This is a genomic window from Pantoea sp. SGAir0418, assembly GCF_043529865.1.
This window is the reverse complement of sequence record NZ_CP027911.1, coordinates 3563249-3580954: the sequence shown is the minus strand read 5'-3', so window position 1 is coordinate 3580954 and position 17706 is coordinate 3563249. Positions and strand designations below refer to the sequence as shown.

Sequence of the window (17706 nt, the reverse complement as noted above, 5' to 3'; positions counted from 1 at the left end):
GCTTTTCCGTTAAGCAGGATGATCCCTTTGCGTTAAATTTTATCTTAAAAACGTTAACAGGTTTGATTTTTTTAGCGCTTTGCTCTTTTTATCAGGCAGTGACACGACATTTTATGAGGATATTGCACCATCCTGTCCGGCGTAATCGGGTGATAACGCCGATGCGCAGAATTTTGTGTAAACGTTTACCCTGGGAAGAGCGGATGACAGCTCCGCTGCGTTTGCCAGCCGCTTAGCTGTAAATGCAGGTAATCTTCGGCCGGTAATTGGAGCTGGGGCGTACGTAATATTACCTCTGCTTGTGTTTCCCGCAGCGAAGCGAGCAGAAAAGGAAAGCTGAACTTGAGATAATTTTCGCGGAAGAAGTCATCGCTCAGAACAATACCGCTGAAGGGAAAATCGGTAATATTTTTCCACTCGGTTCCCGGCGGCGCGAGATCGTAAAGCCATAAGGAAAAACGAGACGCCACAGCGCGTAAGGCGGATCCGGCCTGACGTAAAGTGGCATAGTTGATCGCCAGCCTTACATTCTCATGTTGCAGGCTGGAATAATTATCCACGTCATGCAAAAAGGACATCACGCTATTTCCCGCCAGTGGAATAATTATTAATCCCGCAGCATCCGCTGACTGATAATGTTGAGTAATTATCTCGCCTTCATGAAGTAATGCATCACGTTCCGGCACGCAATGCATTAAGGACGCTGAATAACATGCGCCGATAGGTGTGCCGTCGAAGCGACAGACACGCTCAGTGACATAAGGATGGTATGAATTGTTTTCCATTTATCTCTATGAATAAATTAATGAACGATAGCGTCTTAATTATTATAAGGACGGGAAGACTGCTGTGATTATCACAGGGGGCAATATAGATCGATTCGCCGGCAAAGATCACCTTTTTTAGCTGTTTCTGATAAAGAGATAAAAAGCGTTGTGCTGGCGGTAATTAACGTTTTATTGAATTATCTGGAATGTTTTGACTATTTTCACAGTAAAACAATCAGTCTGCTAATATTCTGCGCGCCAGCTTTAACCCTGAATCCGTATAAACACCTGTTTTTACAGCGCACATCCAGCCATTGCCTGCTCCGGTCAGTTATCGCACTCTATGGCGTGAAAAACATAAGGAAAGCCGATGGTGGCTTTTCACCAGGCCGGTGCCATGACGCCGGCCGGTTCTGCTTCAGGATGGGATAAAACTATGGGTTCACCGGTCACCGCAGCGGAAGATTCGCTGCTGCGACACAGGTCGTTCGTCGCCTTCTGGCTGGCGCGTACCTGTTCATCGTTTGGTTTTCAGATGTTCTCCGTGGCCGTCAGCTGGCAAATCTATGCGCTTACCCACAGTGCTATGGCGCTGGGCATGATCGGTCTGATGCAATTTTTACCTTCGGTATTGCTGGCGCTGCCGGCGGGTCACCTTGCGGATCAGTATGACCGTCGCCGCATCGTGCTGCTGGGGCAGCTGATTGAGTGGCTGGCGCTGCTCGGGCTGGTGGCGCTGACGCTGCTGCACTGGGCGGGCCGGATTGAAATCTGGGGACTGGTATTCCTGATTTCGCTGGCCAAAGCGCTGGAGTGGCCGGCAATCACCTCAATGCTGCCAGCGTTGGTACCGCCGCCCATCCTCGCGCGCGCCATGGCGGCCAGCTCGGTGGGCGGTCAGGCGGCGGTGATTGTCGGTCCGACGCTGGGCGGCTTACTGTACGTGGCCGGGCCGGAGGTGGTGTACGGTGTTTCGGCGCTGTTCTATCTGTTGTCGATTGTGCTGGTCAGCCGTTTGCGCTACGAACGACCGCCGCAGGCACGTATTCCGGCCAGCCTCAGCACTATGTTTGCCGGTGTCCGCTTCATCCGCGAGCGCAAAGATGTGCTTGGGGTGATCTCGCTCGATCTGTTTGCCGTGCTGCTGGGCGGCGCCACGGCGCTGCTGCCGATCTTCGCCCAGGATATTCTGCATACCGGTCCGTGGGGGCTGGGCATGCTGCGCGGTGCCCCGTCGGTCGGGGCGCTGCTGGTCGGGGTGTGGCTCAGCCGTCACAAGCTGGAAAAGCACGTGGGCATGATCATGTTTGGCTCGGTAGCCGGTTTTGGTCTGGCTACGCTGGTATTTGCGCTATCGACGCAGCTGTGGCTCTCGCTGCTGGCGCTGGCGGCACTCGGCGGCTTCGATATGGTGAGCATGGTGATTCGCGGCGCGCTGGTGCAGCTGGACACGCCGGATGAGATGCGCGGGCGCGTCAACGCGGTCAACGCCATTTTCATCAATACCTCTAACCAGCTGGGTGAGTTCGAATCCGGCCTGTTGGCCGCATGGTTCGGTGCGGTGCCCGCAGCGGCGATTGGCGGTGTCGGCACCCTGGTGGTCGTGGCGCTGTGGATGGCGCTGTTCCCTCATCTGCGCAAACGGCAGAAACTGGAAAACGACAGTCTCGCCTGACGTTCGCGGCTGCCCGGCGCGGTGGCCGTGGCCAGGTACGCAGTCTGCCTCGTTATCTCGCACAGTTAAATTTGATTATTATTAATCACATTTGACTGTTTGTGAGCATGATCAAACTAATTAAACGCCAGTTAATCTATAAATTGCCCTGCCTGTGCGTAAATTTATTCATTTTTGAGTGAAGTAAATCATTTTGCACGGTGCGGGGTAGCCAGCGCAGCGACGCAACAACAATAATCATGGCCGCCTCATTAACGGTGCGTGTGAAGCCCGGCACGCACCACGACCCTACGTTATCAATGAGGCCAACATGAAACAGTTCTCTGCAGAAGGGATGGTGATTATTGTCGGGATTGTCATTGCCTACATCCTGTTCACTACCTGGCTGACCTGGCGGTTGCGCAGTAAAAACAGCGGCGACTTTATGGCGGGTTCAAACGTGATGCCAGCGTTTGTGGTCGGCGTGATGCTGATGTCTGAATACATTGGCGCCAAGTCAACCATCGGTACGGCGCAGGCGGCTTTTGAGGATGGCTTTGCCGCGTCCTGGTCGGTGATCGGTGCCGCTATCGGCTTTCCGCTGTTTGGTTTTTTGCTGGTCAAACGCATCTACAATACCGGCAAAATTACCATTTCCGGCGCGATTGCCGAGCGCTATGGCAACTCCACCAAAAATATTATTTCTATCATCATGATCTACGCGCTGCTGCTGGTGAACGTCGGTAACTATGTCAGCGGTGCGGCGGCGATCTCTACGGTACTGAACCTTGATCTCACCACGGCGGCGGTGATCACCGCGCTGGTCAGCACCTTCTATTTTATGTTCGGCGGCATGAAAGGCATCGCCTGGGTGACGCTGCTGCACAGCGGCCTGAAATATATCGGTATTCTGGTCATTCTCGGCGTGGCGCTGCACATGACCGGCGGCGTCAGCCCGATGATCAAAGAGATGCCGCACTTTTACTGGACTTGGGACGGTAACGTGGGCGCCAGCACCATTTTTGCCTGGATGATTGGCACCATCGGGTCGATCTTCTGCACCCAGTTTGTGATTCAGGCTATCGCCTCGACCAAAAGTGCGGCGTCTGCGAAGCGCGCCACCTGGGTCGCATTCTTCTTCTGTATGCCGATTGCCATCGCCATTGCGCTGATTGGCGTGGCGGCAAAGTATCTGCATCCGGAGATTAACAGCCTGTACGCGCTGCCGGTGTTCCTGCAGGACATGAGCCCGTGGCTGGCAGGGATTGTCACCACCTCGCTGGTGGCCTCGATTTTTGTCAGCGTCAGCACCGTGGCGCTGGCCATCGCTTCGCTGGTGGTGAAAGACTTTTATGTGCCATACCGTAATCCGACGCCGGAACGCGAATTTCGCATGACGCGCTGGCTGTCACTGCTGATCGGTTTTCTGCCGCTGATCTTCGTGCTGTTCGTACCGGAAGTGCTGAAGCTATCGTTCTTTACCCGCGCCATCCGCCTGTCAATTTCGGTGGTGGCGATCATCGCTTTCTACCTGCCGTTTTATAAAAGTACGCGCGGCGCGAACGCCGGCCTGATTGGTGCCTGCGTCATGACCTCGCTGTGGTATCTGCTGGGCGATCCGTTCGGCATCAACAATATGTACGTCGCGCTGGTCACACCGGCGGTGATCATGCTGATTGACCGCCTGATCCCGTCACGCCAGCCGCAGCGCAAAAATGCACCTGATTCATCAATGCAAAACAGTGGAGCCTGACATGACCGACTCAACCATTACCGTCGAACGTAACGGTAAGCTTCATCCGCACGCGCAGGACGCGCAGCAGCTCACGGCGATGCTGCCTTCGGTCTGTCCGCAGAACCACGCCGCTAATCTGCTGCCGTTACCAAACGGCGACCTGCTGTGCGTGTGGTTTGGCGGCACGCAGGAAGGCATCGCGGATATTTCGGTGTGGTGCTCGCGGCTGGCGCAGGGCAGCGCGCAGTGGAGCGATCCTCAACAGTTATCCGACGATCCGGCGCGATCGGAACAGAATCCGGTGCTGTTTCTCGATCCGGATAACGTGCTGTGGCTGTTGTGGACCGCGCAGAAGTCCGGTAATCAGGACACGGCAATTGTGCGCTATCGCCAGTCACACGATTTGGGTCACAGCTGGAGTGCCATCGATACGCTGCTCGATCAGCCGGGCACGTTTATCCGCCAGCCGCTGGTGGTGCTGCCGAACGGTAACTGGCTGCTGCCGGTGTTCTATTGTCGCACCCAGCCGGGAGTGAAATGGGTGGGCAACGATGACATCAGTGCGGTAAAAATCTCCAGTGACAAAGGACAGAGCTGGCGCGATGTGGCGGTGCCGGACAGCCTCGGCTGCGTGCACATGAACATTACGCTGCTGCAGGATGGCAGCCTGCTGGCGCTGTATCGCAGCCGCTGGGCTGATTATATCTACCAGAGTCGTTCGGACGACGGCGGTGAAAGCTGGAGCACGCCGCAGGCGACCGATCTGCCAAATAATAACTCATCGATTCAGGTGACCACGCTGCACAACGGCCATCTGGCGCTGGTGTTTAACGCCATGAGCGCGCGCGATGCCAGCGAGCGTCGCCTGTCACTGTACGACGAAATCGAAGACGAAGATGACGCCGCGGTGGCCGTGGCGGCGCAGCCGGTGGTTCAGGGCGCACGTACCGCCTTCTGGGGGGCTCCGCGCGCACCGATGACGCTGGCTATTTCTGCCGATGGCGGAGTGAGCTGGCCTTGGCAGCGTAATCTGGATGAGGGGGACGGCTACTGCATGACCAACAATTCACAGCAGAAACTGAACCGTGAGTTCTCCTATCCCAGCATTAAGCAGAGCGCGGACGGCGCACTGCACATTGCCTACACCTATTTTCGCCAGGCCATCAAGTACGTGCGCGTGGAGGAGAACTGGGTGAGGGACAAAGCATGAGCCGCCATGCGCTGGTGACCGGTGTCAGTTCCGGCATTGGTGCGGCGATTGCCGATGAGCTACTGACGCAGGGCTGGCAGGTCACCGGTTTTAGCCGTACGCCGGTGGAGAAAGATCATCCGGCGTTTACCTCCGTCAGCGTCGACCTGTTTGACGCCGGTCAGCTGAAACGGGCTTTGGCCGGGCTGGCGAAGGTGGATGCGCTGGTGCACGCGGCAGGCATGATGCTGGCCGCGCCGCTGGGTGAGCTGGAGGAAGAGCAGGGGGCGCGGCTGTGGTATCTGCACGTGCAGGTGGCGCAAATCATGGCCAACACCTTGCTGCCGCAGATGGGCCACGGCGATCGTATTCTGCTGCTCGGCAGCCGCACGTCACGCGGCGCGGCGAATCGCAGCCAGTATGTCAGCACCAAGGCGGCGATGGTGGGCATGGCGCGCAGCTGGGCCGCCGAACTGGCTCCGCAGGGCATTACGGTCAATGTGATTGCTCCCGGTGCCACCGCCACGCCGATGCTGCTGCAGCCGGACCGCGCCAGCTCGCCGCCGAAACTGCCGCCTATCGGACGCTATATCCATCCCGAAGAGGTGGCCGCGCTGGCTGGTTTTGTGCTATCGCCGGCTGCCGCTGCCATTACCGGGCAGGAGCTGGTAATTTGCGGCGGCGCGTCGCTGTAGTTTTATTCTCCAGCGTGCCTCTCCCATCGTAAAAAACAGGATGGAAGAGGCTGATTATGTCTCGTCTGCGAAAACTCCTGGCTTATCGTGCTACGCTTTCTTTGGGTTTACCAAAATGGTAATCTTTTCACCGTTTTGGTAAACCCAATTTTATTGTCTACATATTAAGTGGTTACGGAGTGTAGCGCTCCGCAGCAGAGAAGCGCGCAATGAATCATGATGTTCTTCAGGAAATAAACGCCGAACCACTTTTTCCGGTACAGAGCGATCAACATATTGTTTTTGGCGTTGACGGAAAGTTTAAAGCGCATGCGCTAATCACGATTCTGTCCATCATGAAACACGCCGGAGACCGCGTGTATCATTTCCATCTGATCTCTTCAGAACTGACACCGGCCGATAACCCCCGGCTCGCCAGGCTGTTTCAGGGATCGCGCCACGGCGTGACGCTGCATCATCTGCCGGACCAGCTGTTTGCCACGCTGCCGGTCACCGAACTTTTTACCCGTGCGACCTACTATCGCTTTCTGGCACCGCTGATTTTGCCGCAGGCGGAAAAACTGCTTTATCTTGATGCCGATATGGTGTGCATTAATCCGCTCAATGAACTGTGGCAGATCCCGACCGGCCCTGAGGCGGTTGCGCTGGTGGTCGGTGAAATTGCCTCGCTGCAGCCGGTACTGGCGAAGAATGCCGGCTTGCGCGGCGAGCGCTATTTTAACGCCGGTATGATGCTGATTGATGTGGCGCAATGGCGCGCTGACAATATCAGCGAACGCGCGTTTACTTTACTGTCCGAACACGGGAGAAACTTCCAGTATCTCGATCAAGATGCGTTGAATATTTTACTGGAAGATAAAGTGACCTTTGTTTCTCCTCGCTTCAATACCCTGACCATGCTGGCCCATGACGATCATGGCTATACGCTCGACGTGCCGGCGGAAACCTGCCTGATTCATTATGCCGGTGCGGATAAGCCCTGGCAGGTATGGAATCAACAGTTTGTGGTTCACCATTATCGCGATATTTATCAGGATTCACCGCTGTCCACCATGGCGTTTGACCAGCCAGCCAATGTGCAGCAGGCAAAAAGAATGTATAAGTCGCTTTTTCGTCAAAAAAGATGGTGGCAGGCCATGCTGTGGCGCCTGAAACATATCAAGATGAGGTATTGTTAAGTGCAAGCTCACGCTTTTCGACAGCTGATGACGGGAAAAAATATTTACCAGCTCTGTTTTGTGCTGCTGAGTATCGCGCTGGCGTCGTCACTGGTGGTTGAAGCCTTACCGCGCAAAATGTTCTATTTTTCCAGTTATCTGGTGGCTCTGTATTTAGTAATTCTGGCGGTGAAAAAACAGTGGCTAACAGATAAAACGGCCATAACGGTAGCGCTTCCGCTGCTGTTGATTGGGCTGGTCAGGCTCATCTGGGCAAAGATGTTTTCCCACGCTGAATTCAGTGATGTGGTGAATAACTACTTCCAGGGCGGTAAGCTGTTTATTATCGCGGCTTTTCTCAGCTATTTTATCGTCGCCTGGCGCCACTACCTTAGCCGTCCACTCCTGATAACCTGCAGCGCCATCTTATTTGTCGGGCTGCTGGTGACGTTAGGTTTCGCTATCAGTGAACACGCAAAAACGCTGACCCGCATCAGATTGCTGACCGACTCCGCCGGTACCGTCTCTTATCTGATTACCGCGCTGGCGCTCTGTACTTTGTATACCGGCCACCGGGTCATCACCCATCGCGGCGGACAAATGGTCTTATTCAGCGCGGTTTTTGTCGTGAATATGATGCTGATGATTCTGACCGAGTCACGCGCCGGCGTATTAACCCTGCCACTCATTTATCTGGCCTGGTTTTATTTTACCCACCGCTGGGCGGGTAAACTTTCGCTGGTGGTGTTAGCGCTGTTTATTATCGTGGGCGCTTTATTTATGCCGGGCAGCGTCTGGCAGCGCTTAGACAGCATCCACAATGAAGTTGATACTTATCAGACCAACAATAACACCTCGATTGGCGCCCGTTTCTCTATCTGGAAAGGCGGCTGGCACAGCGTTTCGTGGTCGCTGCTGGGGCAAAGTCCGGATCAGCGCACGGCAAAAGCGCGGGAATACATCACGCAGCATGAGCGCCACAATCCCGAAGCGTATAAAAACGTCATGTATCACCTGCACGATGATTTCCTTGAAACGCTTTCGCTGCAGGGGATCGCTGGCGCACTTTCCCTGCTGATTTTTTACCTGGTGCTGCTGATAGTAGCCGCACGCCGCGGCGTCGCCGGATTAACGCTGCTGCCGCTGTCAATTATCATCTTCGGGCTGACCGACACGGTGTTAATTCAGAGTGGTTCGGTGCTAATCCTGGTGATGGCGATTATCATCAGCTATGCCATGATTCATCCGCCTGAGAAAGCATCGTCCTGATAAACCGGCGCTGGCATAGCGCCCGGTAGTTACAGCGGTTTGTTTAACTTCAGAGCCAGATATTTCTTTTTAAAGCTGGTTCTGATTTTACTATCGAAAAGAAAAGACAGCGGCCTGATTTTAGTGATCGCCTCAATAACCTGCCTTCTGTCGTCAGGATTATCCAGGGCTTGCCGATGTTTATGTGCAATATTAATCCAGTGGCAGGATAGCAGATTGCGATAGCGCTCCTGCAACACCTCATCCATATGCTGCGTTGCGCTCACTAAGAGTGAAATTTTGTGTTTATCCAGCTGGCTGGATAAGCTGTTGCCGCGTTTAAAATAGAGATAAGGGCTCTGGCGGCTATAAGCGATTGCATCACTGCTGACCAGGATTTCCGGGAAAAGCCAGGCGTCCTCGTAGCAGGTATAATCCGGGAAGGGATGTGCCAGCAGCATGGTGCGCTTAATAAACTGACCGATAAAGTGCGCCTGCAAATCGCGATGGATCAGGAATTTTTCAATGGCCTGATGCCGTGACAGTGTTTCCGCCTGCAGGCCCTGCCATGTGATGTGCTGAGGCCGGGATTCATATACCTCATTAAGCGCCGTGAACAGTGCGTCCGGACGATGGCTTTTCAGGTAGCAGACAATATCGGCGAGGGCGTCGGCCAGCAACTGATCGTCGCCATCCAGCATCGTAATATATTCACCGCTGCACTGCTGAACGCCAAAATTACGCACCCGGCCAATGTTGCGGTAATCAATATTAAATACTTTCGCCTGCGGATGCCGCCGGGAAAAATCATCGAGTAACGCTGCTGTGTTGTCGACGGATGCGTCATTGATAAGAATAAATTCAATATACTGCTCAACACCATGACAGGCCTTTTCTAAACTCGCCAGCGTGTCAGGCAGAAATTTTTCACTGTTATGGGCCGTTAGCAACACACTGATTAAATAGTCAGGAACCATCATTTTTTAAATCAACATCTGTGGCAGGAATGCCGTCAAGCATACTACAAGTAGCAATTTGAGGGGAGGGCATTGACGCAGCGCAGCTCTGCGCCTCCTGCCACCGATCAGGCACATTTACGACTGATACAATAATGCGTATGATTCTCATTCCTTTTTATGCTTCCTGCTCGCGCAGGTAACCCATCGGTCCTTACCGGAGACAGCAATGATTTCATCATTACGCACGCGCGCCACCGCGCTGGCTCTGGCGCTGCTGGCAGCCATGAGCCTGAGCGCCTGTCAGGCGCCGGCTAAAAAATCAGTAGCGCCTGCCGCCGCGGCTAAGCCAGCGGCAGCGGAGAAGGTACAGCAGCGTGAACTGGGCGACGGCCTGTATGAAATGGCCTATGTGCCGGGCGATCCGGCTGCGCTGTATGTGGCCAGCGCGCAGGCATTTAAAACCGTCAACGGTGGCGTGCTGTATCGTCTGGATGCCCGCACGCTGGCGACGCTGGGCGAAACCCATACCGATCTGAAAAACTTTGGCATGACGGCTTCACCGGACGGCAGCGTACTGTACATTACCAACACGCTGGACGGTGGCGTGACGAAAGTGGACGCCAGAAGCGGTAAAGTGCTGCAGCGTCTGCTGTTTGGCCTGAAAAACGACAAAGGCAATCCGGTTGGCGCGCGTGAAATCCTGCTGCATGACGGCCTGCTGTACATCGGTGCGATTGAGAATCCGGCGATGATTTGGGTGGTCGATGCGAATACGCTGCGGCTGAAAACCACCATCAAAAACGCCGGTAAGTGGGTGACCGGGTTGCTCTATTCGGCGTCAACCGACCGTATTTACGCGGCGAACGGCAGTGGCGAAGTGCTGGTGATTAATCCGCGCAGTCACAAAATTGAGCAGCGCTGGACGCCAGGCGATGGCAAGGAGTATCTGCTGTTAAATCTGGCGGAAGATGCCGCCAATGGCCGCCTGTACGTCACTGACAATTCTAAGGGCAAAACCACGCTGGTATTTGATGAGCGCAGCGGTAAGGTGATCAAACGCCTGGATGTCGGCGATTCGCTTGGCATCAAATTCAATGCGAAGCGCAACGAGATTTACATCAGCCAGCGACTCGGCGGCAAAGTGCTGCAGCTGGACGCGACGACTTACGCAGTGAAAAATAGCTGGACGCTGCCGACCCACCCTAACAGCCTGCTGGTGTCGCCAGATGGTCAGACGCTGTACGTGACGGTGAAGCAGGGGCTCAATAAAGATCGCTCGCCGCAAGGGCCGGATAGCGTGGTGCGGATTACGCTGGATTAACCGCGCTGGGTTTAATCGCGGCGCGAGGGATCGCGCCGCGGATAACCCGTGCTTAGCAACGGGTTACGTCATCCATTACGCCACGCCGTTCACCAGCAGTACGCGGTAGTTGGCGCCTTTCAGGCGATGCGCTTTGGCTTCCTGGTAGGCCGGGCTGAAGTACCAGGCTTTGGCGGCCTCGGCATCTTCAAACTGCAGCACCACCACGCCTTCAGCATCGCGCCCTTCCAGTACCTCCAGATCGCCGTAAAACGCCAGTGGCGTGATGTGGTGATCGCCACGCGCCGCGCCGGCTTTCTGCGAATAGGTGGCCAGCTCATCTTTATCCAGCGTTTCGTCTTTAATCATAACGACATATGCGGCCATTATTGTTCGCCTCGCGCCTGACGTTTGTCTTCAGTATTGGTATCAAAATCGCTCGCATCGTGCCGTTCCAGCAGCTGATCCTGCGGCTCGGCGCCAAATGCCCGGTTCACTTTACGCCCGCGGATCACCGCCGGACGGTCGGCAATCTCTTTTGCCCAGCGCACCACATTTTTGTACGACTGCACATTGAGGAATTCACCGCCGCCGTACTGGTTGTTCAGCACCAGATTGCCGTACCACGGCCAGGTCGCGATATCGGCAATGGTATATTCGTCGCCAGCGAGGAAACGGTGGTCCGCCAGCTGGCGATCCAGCACATCAAGCTGACGTTTGGCTTCCAGCGTGAAGCGGTTAATGGCGTATTCAATTTTTTCGGGCGCGTAGTGATAGAAGTGGCCGAAACCGCCGCCAAGGTAGGGCGCGGATCCCTGCAGCCAGAACAGCCAGTTCAGGGTTTCAGTGCGGCCCGCCACGTCAGAGGGAATAAAGTGGCCGAATTTATCTGCCAGATAGAGCAGGATATTGCCGGATTCAAACACGCGCAGTGGCGGCGTGATCGAGTGGTCGCGCAGCGCCGGAATTTTTGAGTTGGGGTTAACCTCAACGAAGCCGCTGGAGAACTGATCGCCGTCGCCGATGCGGATCAGCCAGGCGTCATACTCCGCTTCCTGCACGCCGAGCGCCAGCAGCTCTTCCAGCAGAATGGTCACTTTCTGGCCGTTTGGCGTCCCCAGCGAATAGAGCTGCAGCGGATGCTTACCGACCGGCAGCGTTTGCTCATGCGTCGGCCCGGCGGTTGGACGGTTAGTCTTCGCCCCGTTACCTTTGGCTTCCGGGTCCCAGGTCCAGACTTTCGCGGGCTGATACTGATTTTCCGACATAATGCGTTCGCCTTGTTGTGAGAAGATTTTTGCTGCTACTGAGTGTAGCAGCACGCTATCACGCCGATTTAACCGCGCTGGCGATAAAAGACAAAATCGAATCAGGCAAAATTCTCTTGCGTAAACAGCATAAAGTCGACTTTGCCGGGCTGATAGGTCTCTGGTTGCTCACCCTCTTCCAGATGTCGCAGCAGCAGCGTCAGCGCCAGTTGTGCGTGACGCAGAGTGTTTTGATCGAGCGTCAGCGTCAGCACGCGTTTGGCCAGCAGCTCACGGGTGGTTTGGTAAAGTTCGTGCGTAACATACACCACCTTGCCGCACAGCCGGTGGCGCGCCAGCGCTTCGTGAATCTGCGTGTTGCCCATGCCGGTATTGTACAAGCCGACAATCTGCTGCGATGCGGCCAGCGTTTTCTCCAGCAGCCGGCTGATGCGCTCACGCTCGTCCTGGCCTGCGATGATCTCCCGCAGCCGCAGATGCGGGAAGCGCTCCGCCAGCACTGCCTGAAACCCTTCGATGCGCAGACGGTGCGCGGCGTAATCGGCGCGACCGCTAACCAGCACCACATCTCCCGCCACGGGCAGCATGCTGCCGAGCATCAGCGCGGCAGTGCGTCCGGCCTTCAGCTGATCAACACCGACATGACACAGGCGCGGCGCTTCAGGCAGATCGGCCACCAGCGTGATGACCGGTACGCCACGCGCTTTACAGGCCTCAAGCGCCGCGTAAATCAGCGGATTTTCATGGGCGAAAACAATCAGCCCGTCCATCTTTTTGCTGCTGGCTTCGATATGCGCCGCCAGCTTTTCGGGCGCATGCTCCGGAATCAGCGTGCGGTGCAGCCGCAGGCGACGATAGCCGAGCTCATCTGCCAGCCGGGCAAAATCCTGCGCCAGCTGTTGAAAGAAGAAGGAACCGTTACCGCTCAGCAGCACTTCGATCTGCCACGCGTGGCGGTGTTCCTCCGGCAGGATGCGTTTCAAACCCGCTTCGCGCGCCGCCAGTAAAATTTTTTTCGTCATCGCGGGCGACACGCCGCCCCGGTCGTTCAGCACCCGATCCACCGTGGCGACGCCCACGCCCACCCGCTTAGCCAGTTCGGCCAGCGTCATTGTTTTCATCTGAGTGAATTCCATCAAAAACCGCGTTCAGACAGCCTGCCAGAAAGCGATATTTTGACAAGACCGACGATGCCGAAGTGTGAGCAACAGGAGCGTTATCATGCGCAGTGCGCAACGTTTTGCCTTGATTGGCTGTGGATTTATTGGCCAGGTGCATGCCGCAAACCTGGCGCGCCATCCCGGCGTTGAGCTGGCGCTGGTGTGCGATATCGACACCGCGCGCGCCGCCGCGCTGGCACAGCAGTTTGGGGCGCGGGCCGCCAGCGTGCCGCAGGCGCTGAGCAGTGAGGCCATTGATGCGGTGCTGATTGCCAGTGCGACGCCGACCCACGCCCCGCTACTGGAGCAGGCGGTGTTGGCGGGCAAAGCGGTGTACTGTGAAAAACCGATCGATTTGTCGCTGTCGCGCGCCCGGGAAGTAGTAGCCAGCATCTCCCCGCTGCAGGTGCCGGTGACGGTAGGGTTTAATCGGCGTTTTGATCGCAGCCATGCACAACTGAAAGCCCAGCTGCAGCAGGGCGTGATTGGACGCAGCGAGCTCATCCAGATGGTGTGCCGCGCCTCTGAACTGCCGCCACTGAGCTATCTGCAGGCGTCCGGCGGACAGATGCGCGACCAGGCCATCCACTTTTTCGATCTGTTGCGCTGGCTAACTGAGGATGAAGTGGTCACCGTGGGCGCGCTCGGTGCCGCGCTGGCGATGCCGGCGATCCGCGACATTGACGTCGATACCTCGGTGCTGATTATGCGCCTGCAGCAGGGTGCGCTGGCGCAGCTCGATAATGCCCGTCGTACCGCTTACGGTTATGACGAGCGCATCAGCGTGATGGGCAGTCTGGGCATGCTGGCGTCGGAAAGCCAGGCGGTGCGCGGTGCAACGCTGTATCAGGGGCAGCACATCCGCCAGCCGGGGCTGTATGCGGACTGGTTCAGCCGGGTACAGGAGACCTATTACAGCCATCTCGATGCGTTTGTGCGCCATCTTGGCGGCGAGAAAGTGGCTGGTCTGCCGGGGCTGATTGACGGGCTGCGCGCGCAGGCCATCGCGGAAGCGGCGCAGCTGTCGCTGACGCGCGGCGAGTTTGTTGAGGTGGAGTGGGTGACGGTGTGATGGGGAGTGGGCGATGGCGTTTGCCCTCACCCCAACCCTCTCCCGCAGGCGGGAGAGGGAGCTGATTGTGCATCCATCTCTCTTTAGTGGGAGAGGGGGCTGATTGTGCGCCCCTTTATCGCTGGCGGGAAAGGGGTTGATTGTGCGGGCGATTTACAGATTCAGCAGCTCGCGCTCAATCAGCTCGCGGGTTTCCACAGCCTGATACTTCATCTTCTCCGGATAGCCAAATAGCGCGGCGGAGATAATCGACTCGCCGCCCACTTTATAGTGGCGGTTAGCGAAATCCATCTCGCGCAGCGCTTCGAACAGCGCGTCGAAATTCACCTCACCTTCGCCAACAGCCACGTGCTGGTGGATAGTGGCATCGACACCCGGCGGGTTAACGATATAGCGACAGTGTTTGGTGTGGTTCATGGTATCGGCAATCAGCATGTGCGACAGATCGTCGCCAGCGTAATGCAGCATACTCTTCACGTCGCCTTTGCCCTTGTCATAGTAGAACGTATGCGGTGCGCTGTAGATGTATTTGACGTTGTCGCTGCGGAACGACTTGACGATATCGGCCGTTTCATTGCTCTCTTCGCAAAAATCCCACGGATGCGCCTGAATTTCCACGCGAATCCCCTCTCGCTCGAAAATCGGCAGCAGCTCGTCCATTGAGCGATAGAACATCTCTTCGCAGATTTCCGGCTCGTTCGGGTTACCGGAGAGCTCGGTATTGATCACCTGCACGCCCATCTCCACGGCAATCTCAATCATTCGCTTCCAGTTTTTCAGCGCCGCCTGCCGGCGCAGCTCATCCGGTCCCGACCAGCGATAGACGGTGATAAACGAGGAGATTTCCAGTCCGGTAGCGTTGAGCGCATTTTTGTACTCGCGCATGATCTCCCGGCTGGCTTTTGGGTGTTTATAGAACGGATTGATCTGCGGATGCGGCGACTGTTCAATGTATTTATAACCCCACTCCGCGACCTGATGCACCATACGCGTGATGCCGAGATCGCGGATAACATCCACATCAAAAGCGATTTTCATTGTTGTTCTCCTGCGCGTTACGTTACCCACCACCGCAATCGGCGGCTGGTGTCGCGTCAACTATAAAAACAGCCCGGCACCGGCTCTAATGCTTTGCTGATGCATTTCCATCAGTGCCGGCGACCCGCTGCGGCGATCGTTTGCCAAATAATTATTCTATTTGCGTGAGAAATGAAACGAATGATGGTATTTGTGCGACAGCGATCAAAAGAATGAGAGGATTTACTCATTTACTGAGGGATAAACACCGGCTTATATGGCTTGAAAGCATAACGTCAGGCATTATTTTTGATAGTTTATTATCATTAAAGGGCTTAACGATGAGCAAAATTACCATGAGCGCGATTGCCGCCGCTGCCGGGGTGGGGATCGCCACCGTGGATCGGGTGCTCAATCGCCGCGCGCCGGTGCGGGCGCAGACCGAACAGAAAGTACTGGCAGCGGCGCATCGGCTGGGTTACCGCAGTAGCCACGCCCCGCTCAGTGCGCAGAGCGACGGCGTGACGCTGCGCATGGGGTTTATCCTGCTGTCGGCTTCGTACTCTTTTTATCAAACGCTAACTGATGCGCTGCGCCAGCAGACGCAGCCATTTCATCCGGCCGGCAGCGAGCCGCTGTTTGTCTGGCACGAGATTGATGAGGTGGCAGCGGTGGTGGATTCGCTCTACCGGCTGGCTGAGCAGGTGGAGGCTATCGGCGTGGTGGCGCTGGATCATCCGCTGATCCGCCACGCGATAGCACATGTTTCGCGTCAGGGCGTGCGCGTCTACGCGCTGTTTTCTGACTTTTCGCCCTGTGGGCATGCTGGCTATTTCGGCCTGGATAATCAGAAAGCCGGGCGCAGCGCGGGCTGGATCGCCAGCCATCTGCTGCATCAGCCGGGTCCGGCGGGCGTGCTGCTGGGGGATCACCGCTTTATCTGTCAGGAGAACTGCGAGAGTGGTTTTCGCTCGTATCTGCGCGAGCAGGACAGTGCGCGGCGCGTGCTGGAACCGCTCAAAACCCACGAATCGATTGCCGGTGGTTATCAGGCGACCCGCCAGCTGCTGGAGCAACATGCCGATCTGGCGCTGATTTACGCGCCGTGCGGTGGCATTGAAGGGGTCGTTCAGGCGCTGCGTGAGCAGCCGCAGCGGAAGGTGGCGCTGATTTGTCACGGCCCGGTCAATGACGGCGACCTGGCGCTGATAGATGGCACCATCACGGTGATGCTGCGCCATCAGATCGCTGACATGGCACGACAGCTGGCGCAAACCATACTGCAACGTCACGCTGAGCGCAGCGACCATTTTTCTCAGGTCACCCTGCCGTTTGAGATCGTCATGCGGGAAAATGTCTGAGGCGTTGCGCAGTCACCCTTTGTTATCGCTCACCGGGCGACAGCCACACCAGCGCGCATGACGACAGCATTTGATAAAAAATTATCAAAAATTTGATAATTAAATTTATGATCGCTATCAAAGAATGAAAGTTCCATGATTGAGGTTGGTGAAATATCTATTTGATACTGACGCCAGCCCTCATCATAAGGAACCATCATGACCCTACACATTGCCAATGCGCCCTGCAGCTGGGGCGTAGACGATCCTGACAATCCTTTCCTGCCGCCATGGCAAACGGTGCTGCGCGAGGCGGCCCAGGCCGGTTACCGCAGCATTGAACTCGGGCCGTGGCGCTATCTGCCGACCGATGCCGCCGAACTGCGCCAGCAGCTGGAAGCGCATCAGCTGTCGCTGGTGGCCGGCACCATTTTTGATGATTTGGTCAGCGAGGCGAATTTCCCGGCGATGGTTGAGCTGACGCACAACATCTGCCGCAACCTGTCGCAGGTGCCGTGCGCGGCACGCACGCACGGTGATAACCGGCCCGCGCCCTATCTGGTGATTATCGATTTCGGCAACCCGCAGCGGGCGCAATTTGCCGGCCAGACGGAGAAAGCGCCACGTCTGGTACCTGCGGACTGGCAGCGCATGATGCAGCACATCACTCAGCTCAGTCACATCGCCTGGCATGACTACGGCGTGCGACCGGTGATTCATCCTCATGCCGGTGGCTGTATTGAGTTTGCTGATGAACTGGAGCAGCTGGTACAGGACATCCCGCACGAGGTCGCCGGACTGTGTCTCGATACCGGCCATCTTTTTTATTCCGGCATGGATCCGCAGACCTGGCTGCAACGCTACTGGTCGCGCATCGACTATCTGCATTTCAAAGACATTAATGCGGCCGTCTGGCGCGATGTGATTGCGCGCGGCGTCGACTTTTTTACTGCCTGTGCCGAGGGCGTGATGTGCCCGCTTGGCCAGGGCGCGATTGATTACCCGGCGCTGCGGGCGTTTCTCGCTGAACGTCACTACCAGGGCTGGATCACCATTGAGCAGGAGCGCGATCCGCGCAACGCCGCCACCAGTCTGCAGGACGTCACGGCCAGCCTGCATTACCTGCATTCCATCGGATTCTGAGG

General features: G+C 56.3%; 17 protein-coding genes. 10 read left to right on the top strand and 7 right to left on the bottom strand.

From position 1 onward, the window contains the following. Positions 1-185: 185 nt before the first annotated feature. Positions 186-785, bottom strand: a complete 600-nt coding sequence (locus C1N84_RS16780) for a hypothetical protein (RefSeq protein WP_394541673.1) — start codon at positions 783-785, stop codon at positions 186-188. Positions 786-1203: 418 nt separating this feature from the next. Between C1N84_RS16780 and C1N84_RS16775 the strand changes: the two genes are divergently transcribed. The 6 genes from C1N84_RS16775 to C1N84_RS16750 all read left to right on the top strand — a co-directional run bounded on the left by C1N84_RS16775 (position 1204) and on the right by C1N84_RS16750 (position 8466). Beyond that, positions 1204-2442 (top strand): MFS transporter, encoded by a 1239-nt coding sequence (locus tag C1N84_RS16775; RefSeq protein ID WP_031279748.1) that lies wholly within the window; start codon positions 1204-1206, stop codon positions 2440-2442. A 310-nt stretch (positions 2443-2752) separates the two neighbouring features. Then, entirely contained in the window at positions 2753-4174 is a 1422-nt protein-coding gene (locus C1N84_RS16770; protein WP_125311526.1) for a sodium:solute symporter family protein, read from the top strand. 1 nt (position 4175) lies between these two features. Then, positions 4176-5366 (top strand): sialidase family protein, encoded by a 1191-nt coding sequence (locus C1N84_RS16765; protein WP_264441718.1) that lies wholly within the window; start codon positions 4176-4178, stop codon positions 5364-5366. Beyond that, the gene (locus tag C1N84_RS16760; protein WP_021507786.1) at positions 5363-6040 is read left to right on the top strand and encodes an SDR family NAD(P)-dependent oxidoreductase; all 678 of its coding nucleotides are present in this window, start codon (positions 5363-5365) and stop codon (positions 6038-6040) included. The genes C1N84_RS16765 and C1N84_RS16760 overlap by 4 nt, the downstream gene beginning before the upstream one ends. Positions 6041-6249: 209 nt before the next feature. Further along, positions 6250-7218, top strand: coding sequence for a glycosyltransferase family 8 protein (locus C1N84_RS16755; protein WP_394541672.1), 969 nt, complete (start codon positions 6250-6252; stop codon positions 7216-7218). Continuing rightward, positions 7219-8466: an O-antigen ligase family protein gene (locus C1N84_RS16750; RefSeq protein ID WP_264441714.1), complete on the top strand. Its 1248-nt coding sequence runs from the start codon at positions 7219-7221 to the stop codon at positions 8464-8466. Between the two features lie 29 nt (positions 8467-8495). Here C1N84_RS16750 and C1N84_RS16745 read toward each other — a convergent pair whose 3' ends face one another. Further along, positions 8496-9425: a glycosyltransferase family 2 protein gene (locus C1N84_RS16745; RefSeq protein ID WP_264441713.1), complete on the bottom strand. Its 930-nt coding sequence runs from the start codon at positions 9423-9425 to the stop codon at positions 8496-8498. Positions 9426-9630: 205 nt separating this feature from the next. Between C1N84_RS16745 and C1N84_RS16740 the strand changes: the two genes are divergently transcribed. Then, positions 9631-10725 carry a YncE family protein gene (locus C1N84_RS16740; RefSeq protein WP_394541671.1) on the top strand — a complete coding sequence of 365 codons (1095 nt, stop codon included), beginning with the start codon at positions 9631-9633 and terminating at the stop codon, positions 10723-10725. Positions 10726-10800: 75 nt separating this feature from the next. On the opposite strand, the gene C1N84_RS16735 is transcribed toward C1N84_RS16740, so the two are convergent. The 3 genes from C1N84_RS16735 to C1N84_RS16725 form a co-directional block, all read right to left on the bottom strand. Further along, on the bottom strand, positions 10801-11091 hold the full coding sequence (locus C1N84_RS16735) for a DUF1330 domain-containing protein (protein WP_021507781.1): 291 nt from the start codon (positions 11089-11091) through the stop codon (positions 10801-10803). Next, on the bottom strand, positions 11091-11972 hold the full coding sequence (yghU, locus tag C1N84_RS16730) for a glutathione-dependent disulfide-bond oxidoreductase (RefSeq protein WP_211726550.1): 882 nt from the start codon (positions 11970-11972) through the stop codon (positions 11091-11093). Before yghU ends, C1N84_RS16735 begins: the two co-directional genes overlap by 1 nt. Before the next feature lie 101 nt (positions 11973-12073). Then, complete coding sequence (locus C1N84_RS16725; RefSeq protein WP_264441711.1) at positions 12074-13093, bottom strand: LacI family DNA-binding transcriptional regulator; 1020 nt, start codon at positions 13091-13093, stop codon at positions 12074-12076. 100 nt (positions 13094-13193) lie between these two features. Between C1N84_RS16725 and C1N84_RS16720 the strand changes: the two genes are divergently transcribed. Beyond that, positions 13194-14204, top strand: coding sequence for a Gfo/Idh/MocA family oxidoreductase (locus tag C1N84_RS16720; protein WP_264441710.1), 1011 nt, complete (start codon positions 13194-13196; stop codon positions 14202-14204). Between the two features lie 153 nt (positions 14205-14357). Here the strand turns inward: C1N84_RS16720 and C1N84_RS16715 are convergent, their stop codons facing one another. After that, a complete protein-coding gene (locus C1N84_RS16715) occupies positions 14358-15242 on the bottom strand; it encodes a sugar phosphate isomerase/epimerase family protein (RefSeq protein WP_264441708.1) in 885 nt (294 codons plus the stop codon). A 320-nt stretch (positions 15243-15562) separates the two neighbouring features. Between C1N84_RS16715 and C1N84_RS16710 the strand changes: the two genes are divergently transcribed. Then, positions 15563-16582, top strand: a complete 1020-nt coding sequence (locus C1N84_RS16710; RefSeq protein WP_264441707.1) for a LacI family DNA-binding transcriptional regulator — start codon at positions 15563-15565, stop codon at positions 16580-16582. A gap of 29 nt (positions 16583-16611) precedes the next feature. On the opposite strand, the gene C1N84_RS16705 is transcribed toward C1N84_RS16710, so the two are convergent. Beyond that, complete coding sequence (locus C1N84_RS16705) at positions 16612-16782, bottom strand: hypothetical protein (RefSeq protein ID WP_193751842.1); 171 nt, start codon at positions 16780-16782, stop codon at positions 16612-16614. On the opposite strand from C1N84_RS16705, the gene C1N84_RS16700 reads away from it, so the two are divergent. Continuing rightward, positions 16781-17704 (top strand): sugar phosphate isomerase/epimerase, encoded by a 924-nt coding sequence (locus C1N84_RS16700; protein ID WP_264441706.1) that lies wholly within the window; start codon positions 16781-16783, stop codon positions 17702-17704. The genes C1N84_RS16705 and C1N84_RS16700 overlap by 2 nt on opposite strands. The last annotated feature ends 2 nt before the right edge of the window (positions 17705-17706 follow it).

Bases quoted from the DNA above. Each gene is read 5' to 3' on its own strand.
- C1N84_RS16705 (WP_193751842.1), bottom strand. From the start codon at position 16,782: ATGATGGTTCCTTATGATGAGGGCTGGCGTCAGTATCAAATAGATATT.
- C1N84_RS16765 (WP_264441718.1), top strand. From the start codon at position 4,176: ATGACCGACTCAACCATTACCGTCGAACGTAACGGTAAGCTTCATCCG.
- C1N84_RS16725 (WP_264441711.1), bottom strand. From the start codon at position 13,093: ATGAAAACAATGACGCTGGCCGAACTGGCTAAGCGGGTGGGCGTGGGC.
- C1N84_RS16760 (WP_021507786.1), top strand. From the start codon at position 5,363: ATGAGCCGCCATGCGCTGGTGACCGGTGTCAGTTCCGGCATTGGTGCG.
- C1N84_RS16700 (WP_264441706.1), top strand. From the start codon at position 16,781: ATGACCCTACACATTGCCAATGCGCCCTGCAGCTGGGGCGTAGACGAT.
- C1N84_RS16755 (WP_394541672.1), top strand. From the start codon at position 6,250: ATGAATCATGATGTTCTTCAGGAAATAAACGCCGAACCACTTTTTCCG.
- C1N84_RS16735 (WP_021507781.1), bottom strand. From the start codon at position 11,091: ATGGCCGCATATGTCGTTATGATTAAAGACGAAACGCTGGATAAAGAT.
- C1N84_RS16715 (WP_264441708.1), bottom strand. From the start codon at position 15,242: ATGAAAATCGCTTTTGATGTGGATGTTATCCGCGATCTCGGCATCACG.
- C1N84_RS16775 (WP_031279748.1), top strand. From the start codon at position 1,204: ATGGGTTCACCGGTCACCGCAGCGGAAGATTCGCTGCTGCGACACAGG.
- C1N84_RS16710 (WP_264441707.1), top strand. From the start codon at position 15,563: ATGAGCAAAATTACCATGAGCGCGATTGCCGCCGCTGCCGGGGTGGGG.
- yghU (WP_211726550.1), bottom strand. From the start codon at position 11,972: ATGTCGGAAAATCAGTATCAGCCCGCGAAAGTCTGGACCTGGGACCCG.
- C1N84_RS16720 (WP_264441710.1), top strand. From the start codon at position 13,194: ATGCGCAGTGCGCAACGTTTTGCCTTGATTGGCTGTGGATTTATTGGC.
- C1N84_RS16770 (WP_125311526.1), top strand. From the start codon at position 2,753: ATGAAACAGTTCTCTGCAGAAGGGATGGTGATTATTGTCGGGATTGTC.
- C1N84_RS16780 (WP_394541673.1), bottom strand. From the start codon at position 785: ATGGAAAACAATTCATACCATCCTTATGTCACTGAGCGTGTCTGTCGC.
- C1N84_RS16740 (WP_394541671.1), top strand. From the start codon at position 9,631: ATGATTTCATCATTACGCACGCGCGCCACCGCGCTGGCTCTGGCGCTG.
- C1N84_RS16745 (WP_264441713.1), bottom strand. From the start codon at position 9,425: ATGATGGTTCCTGACTATTTAATCAGTGTGTTGCTAACGGCCCATAAC.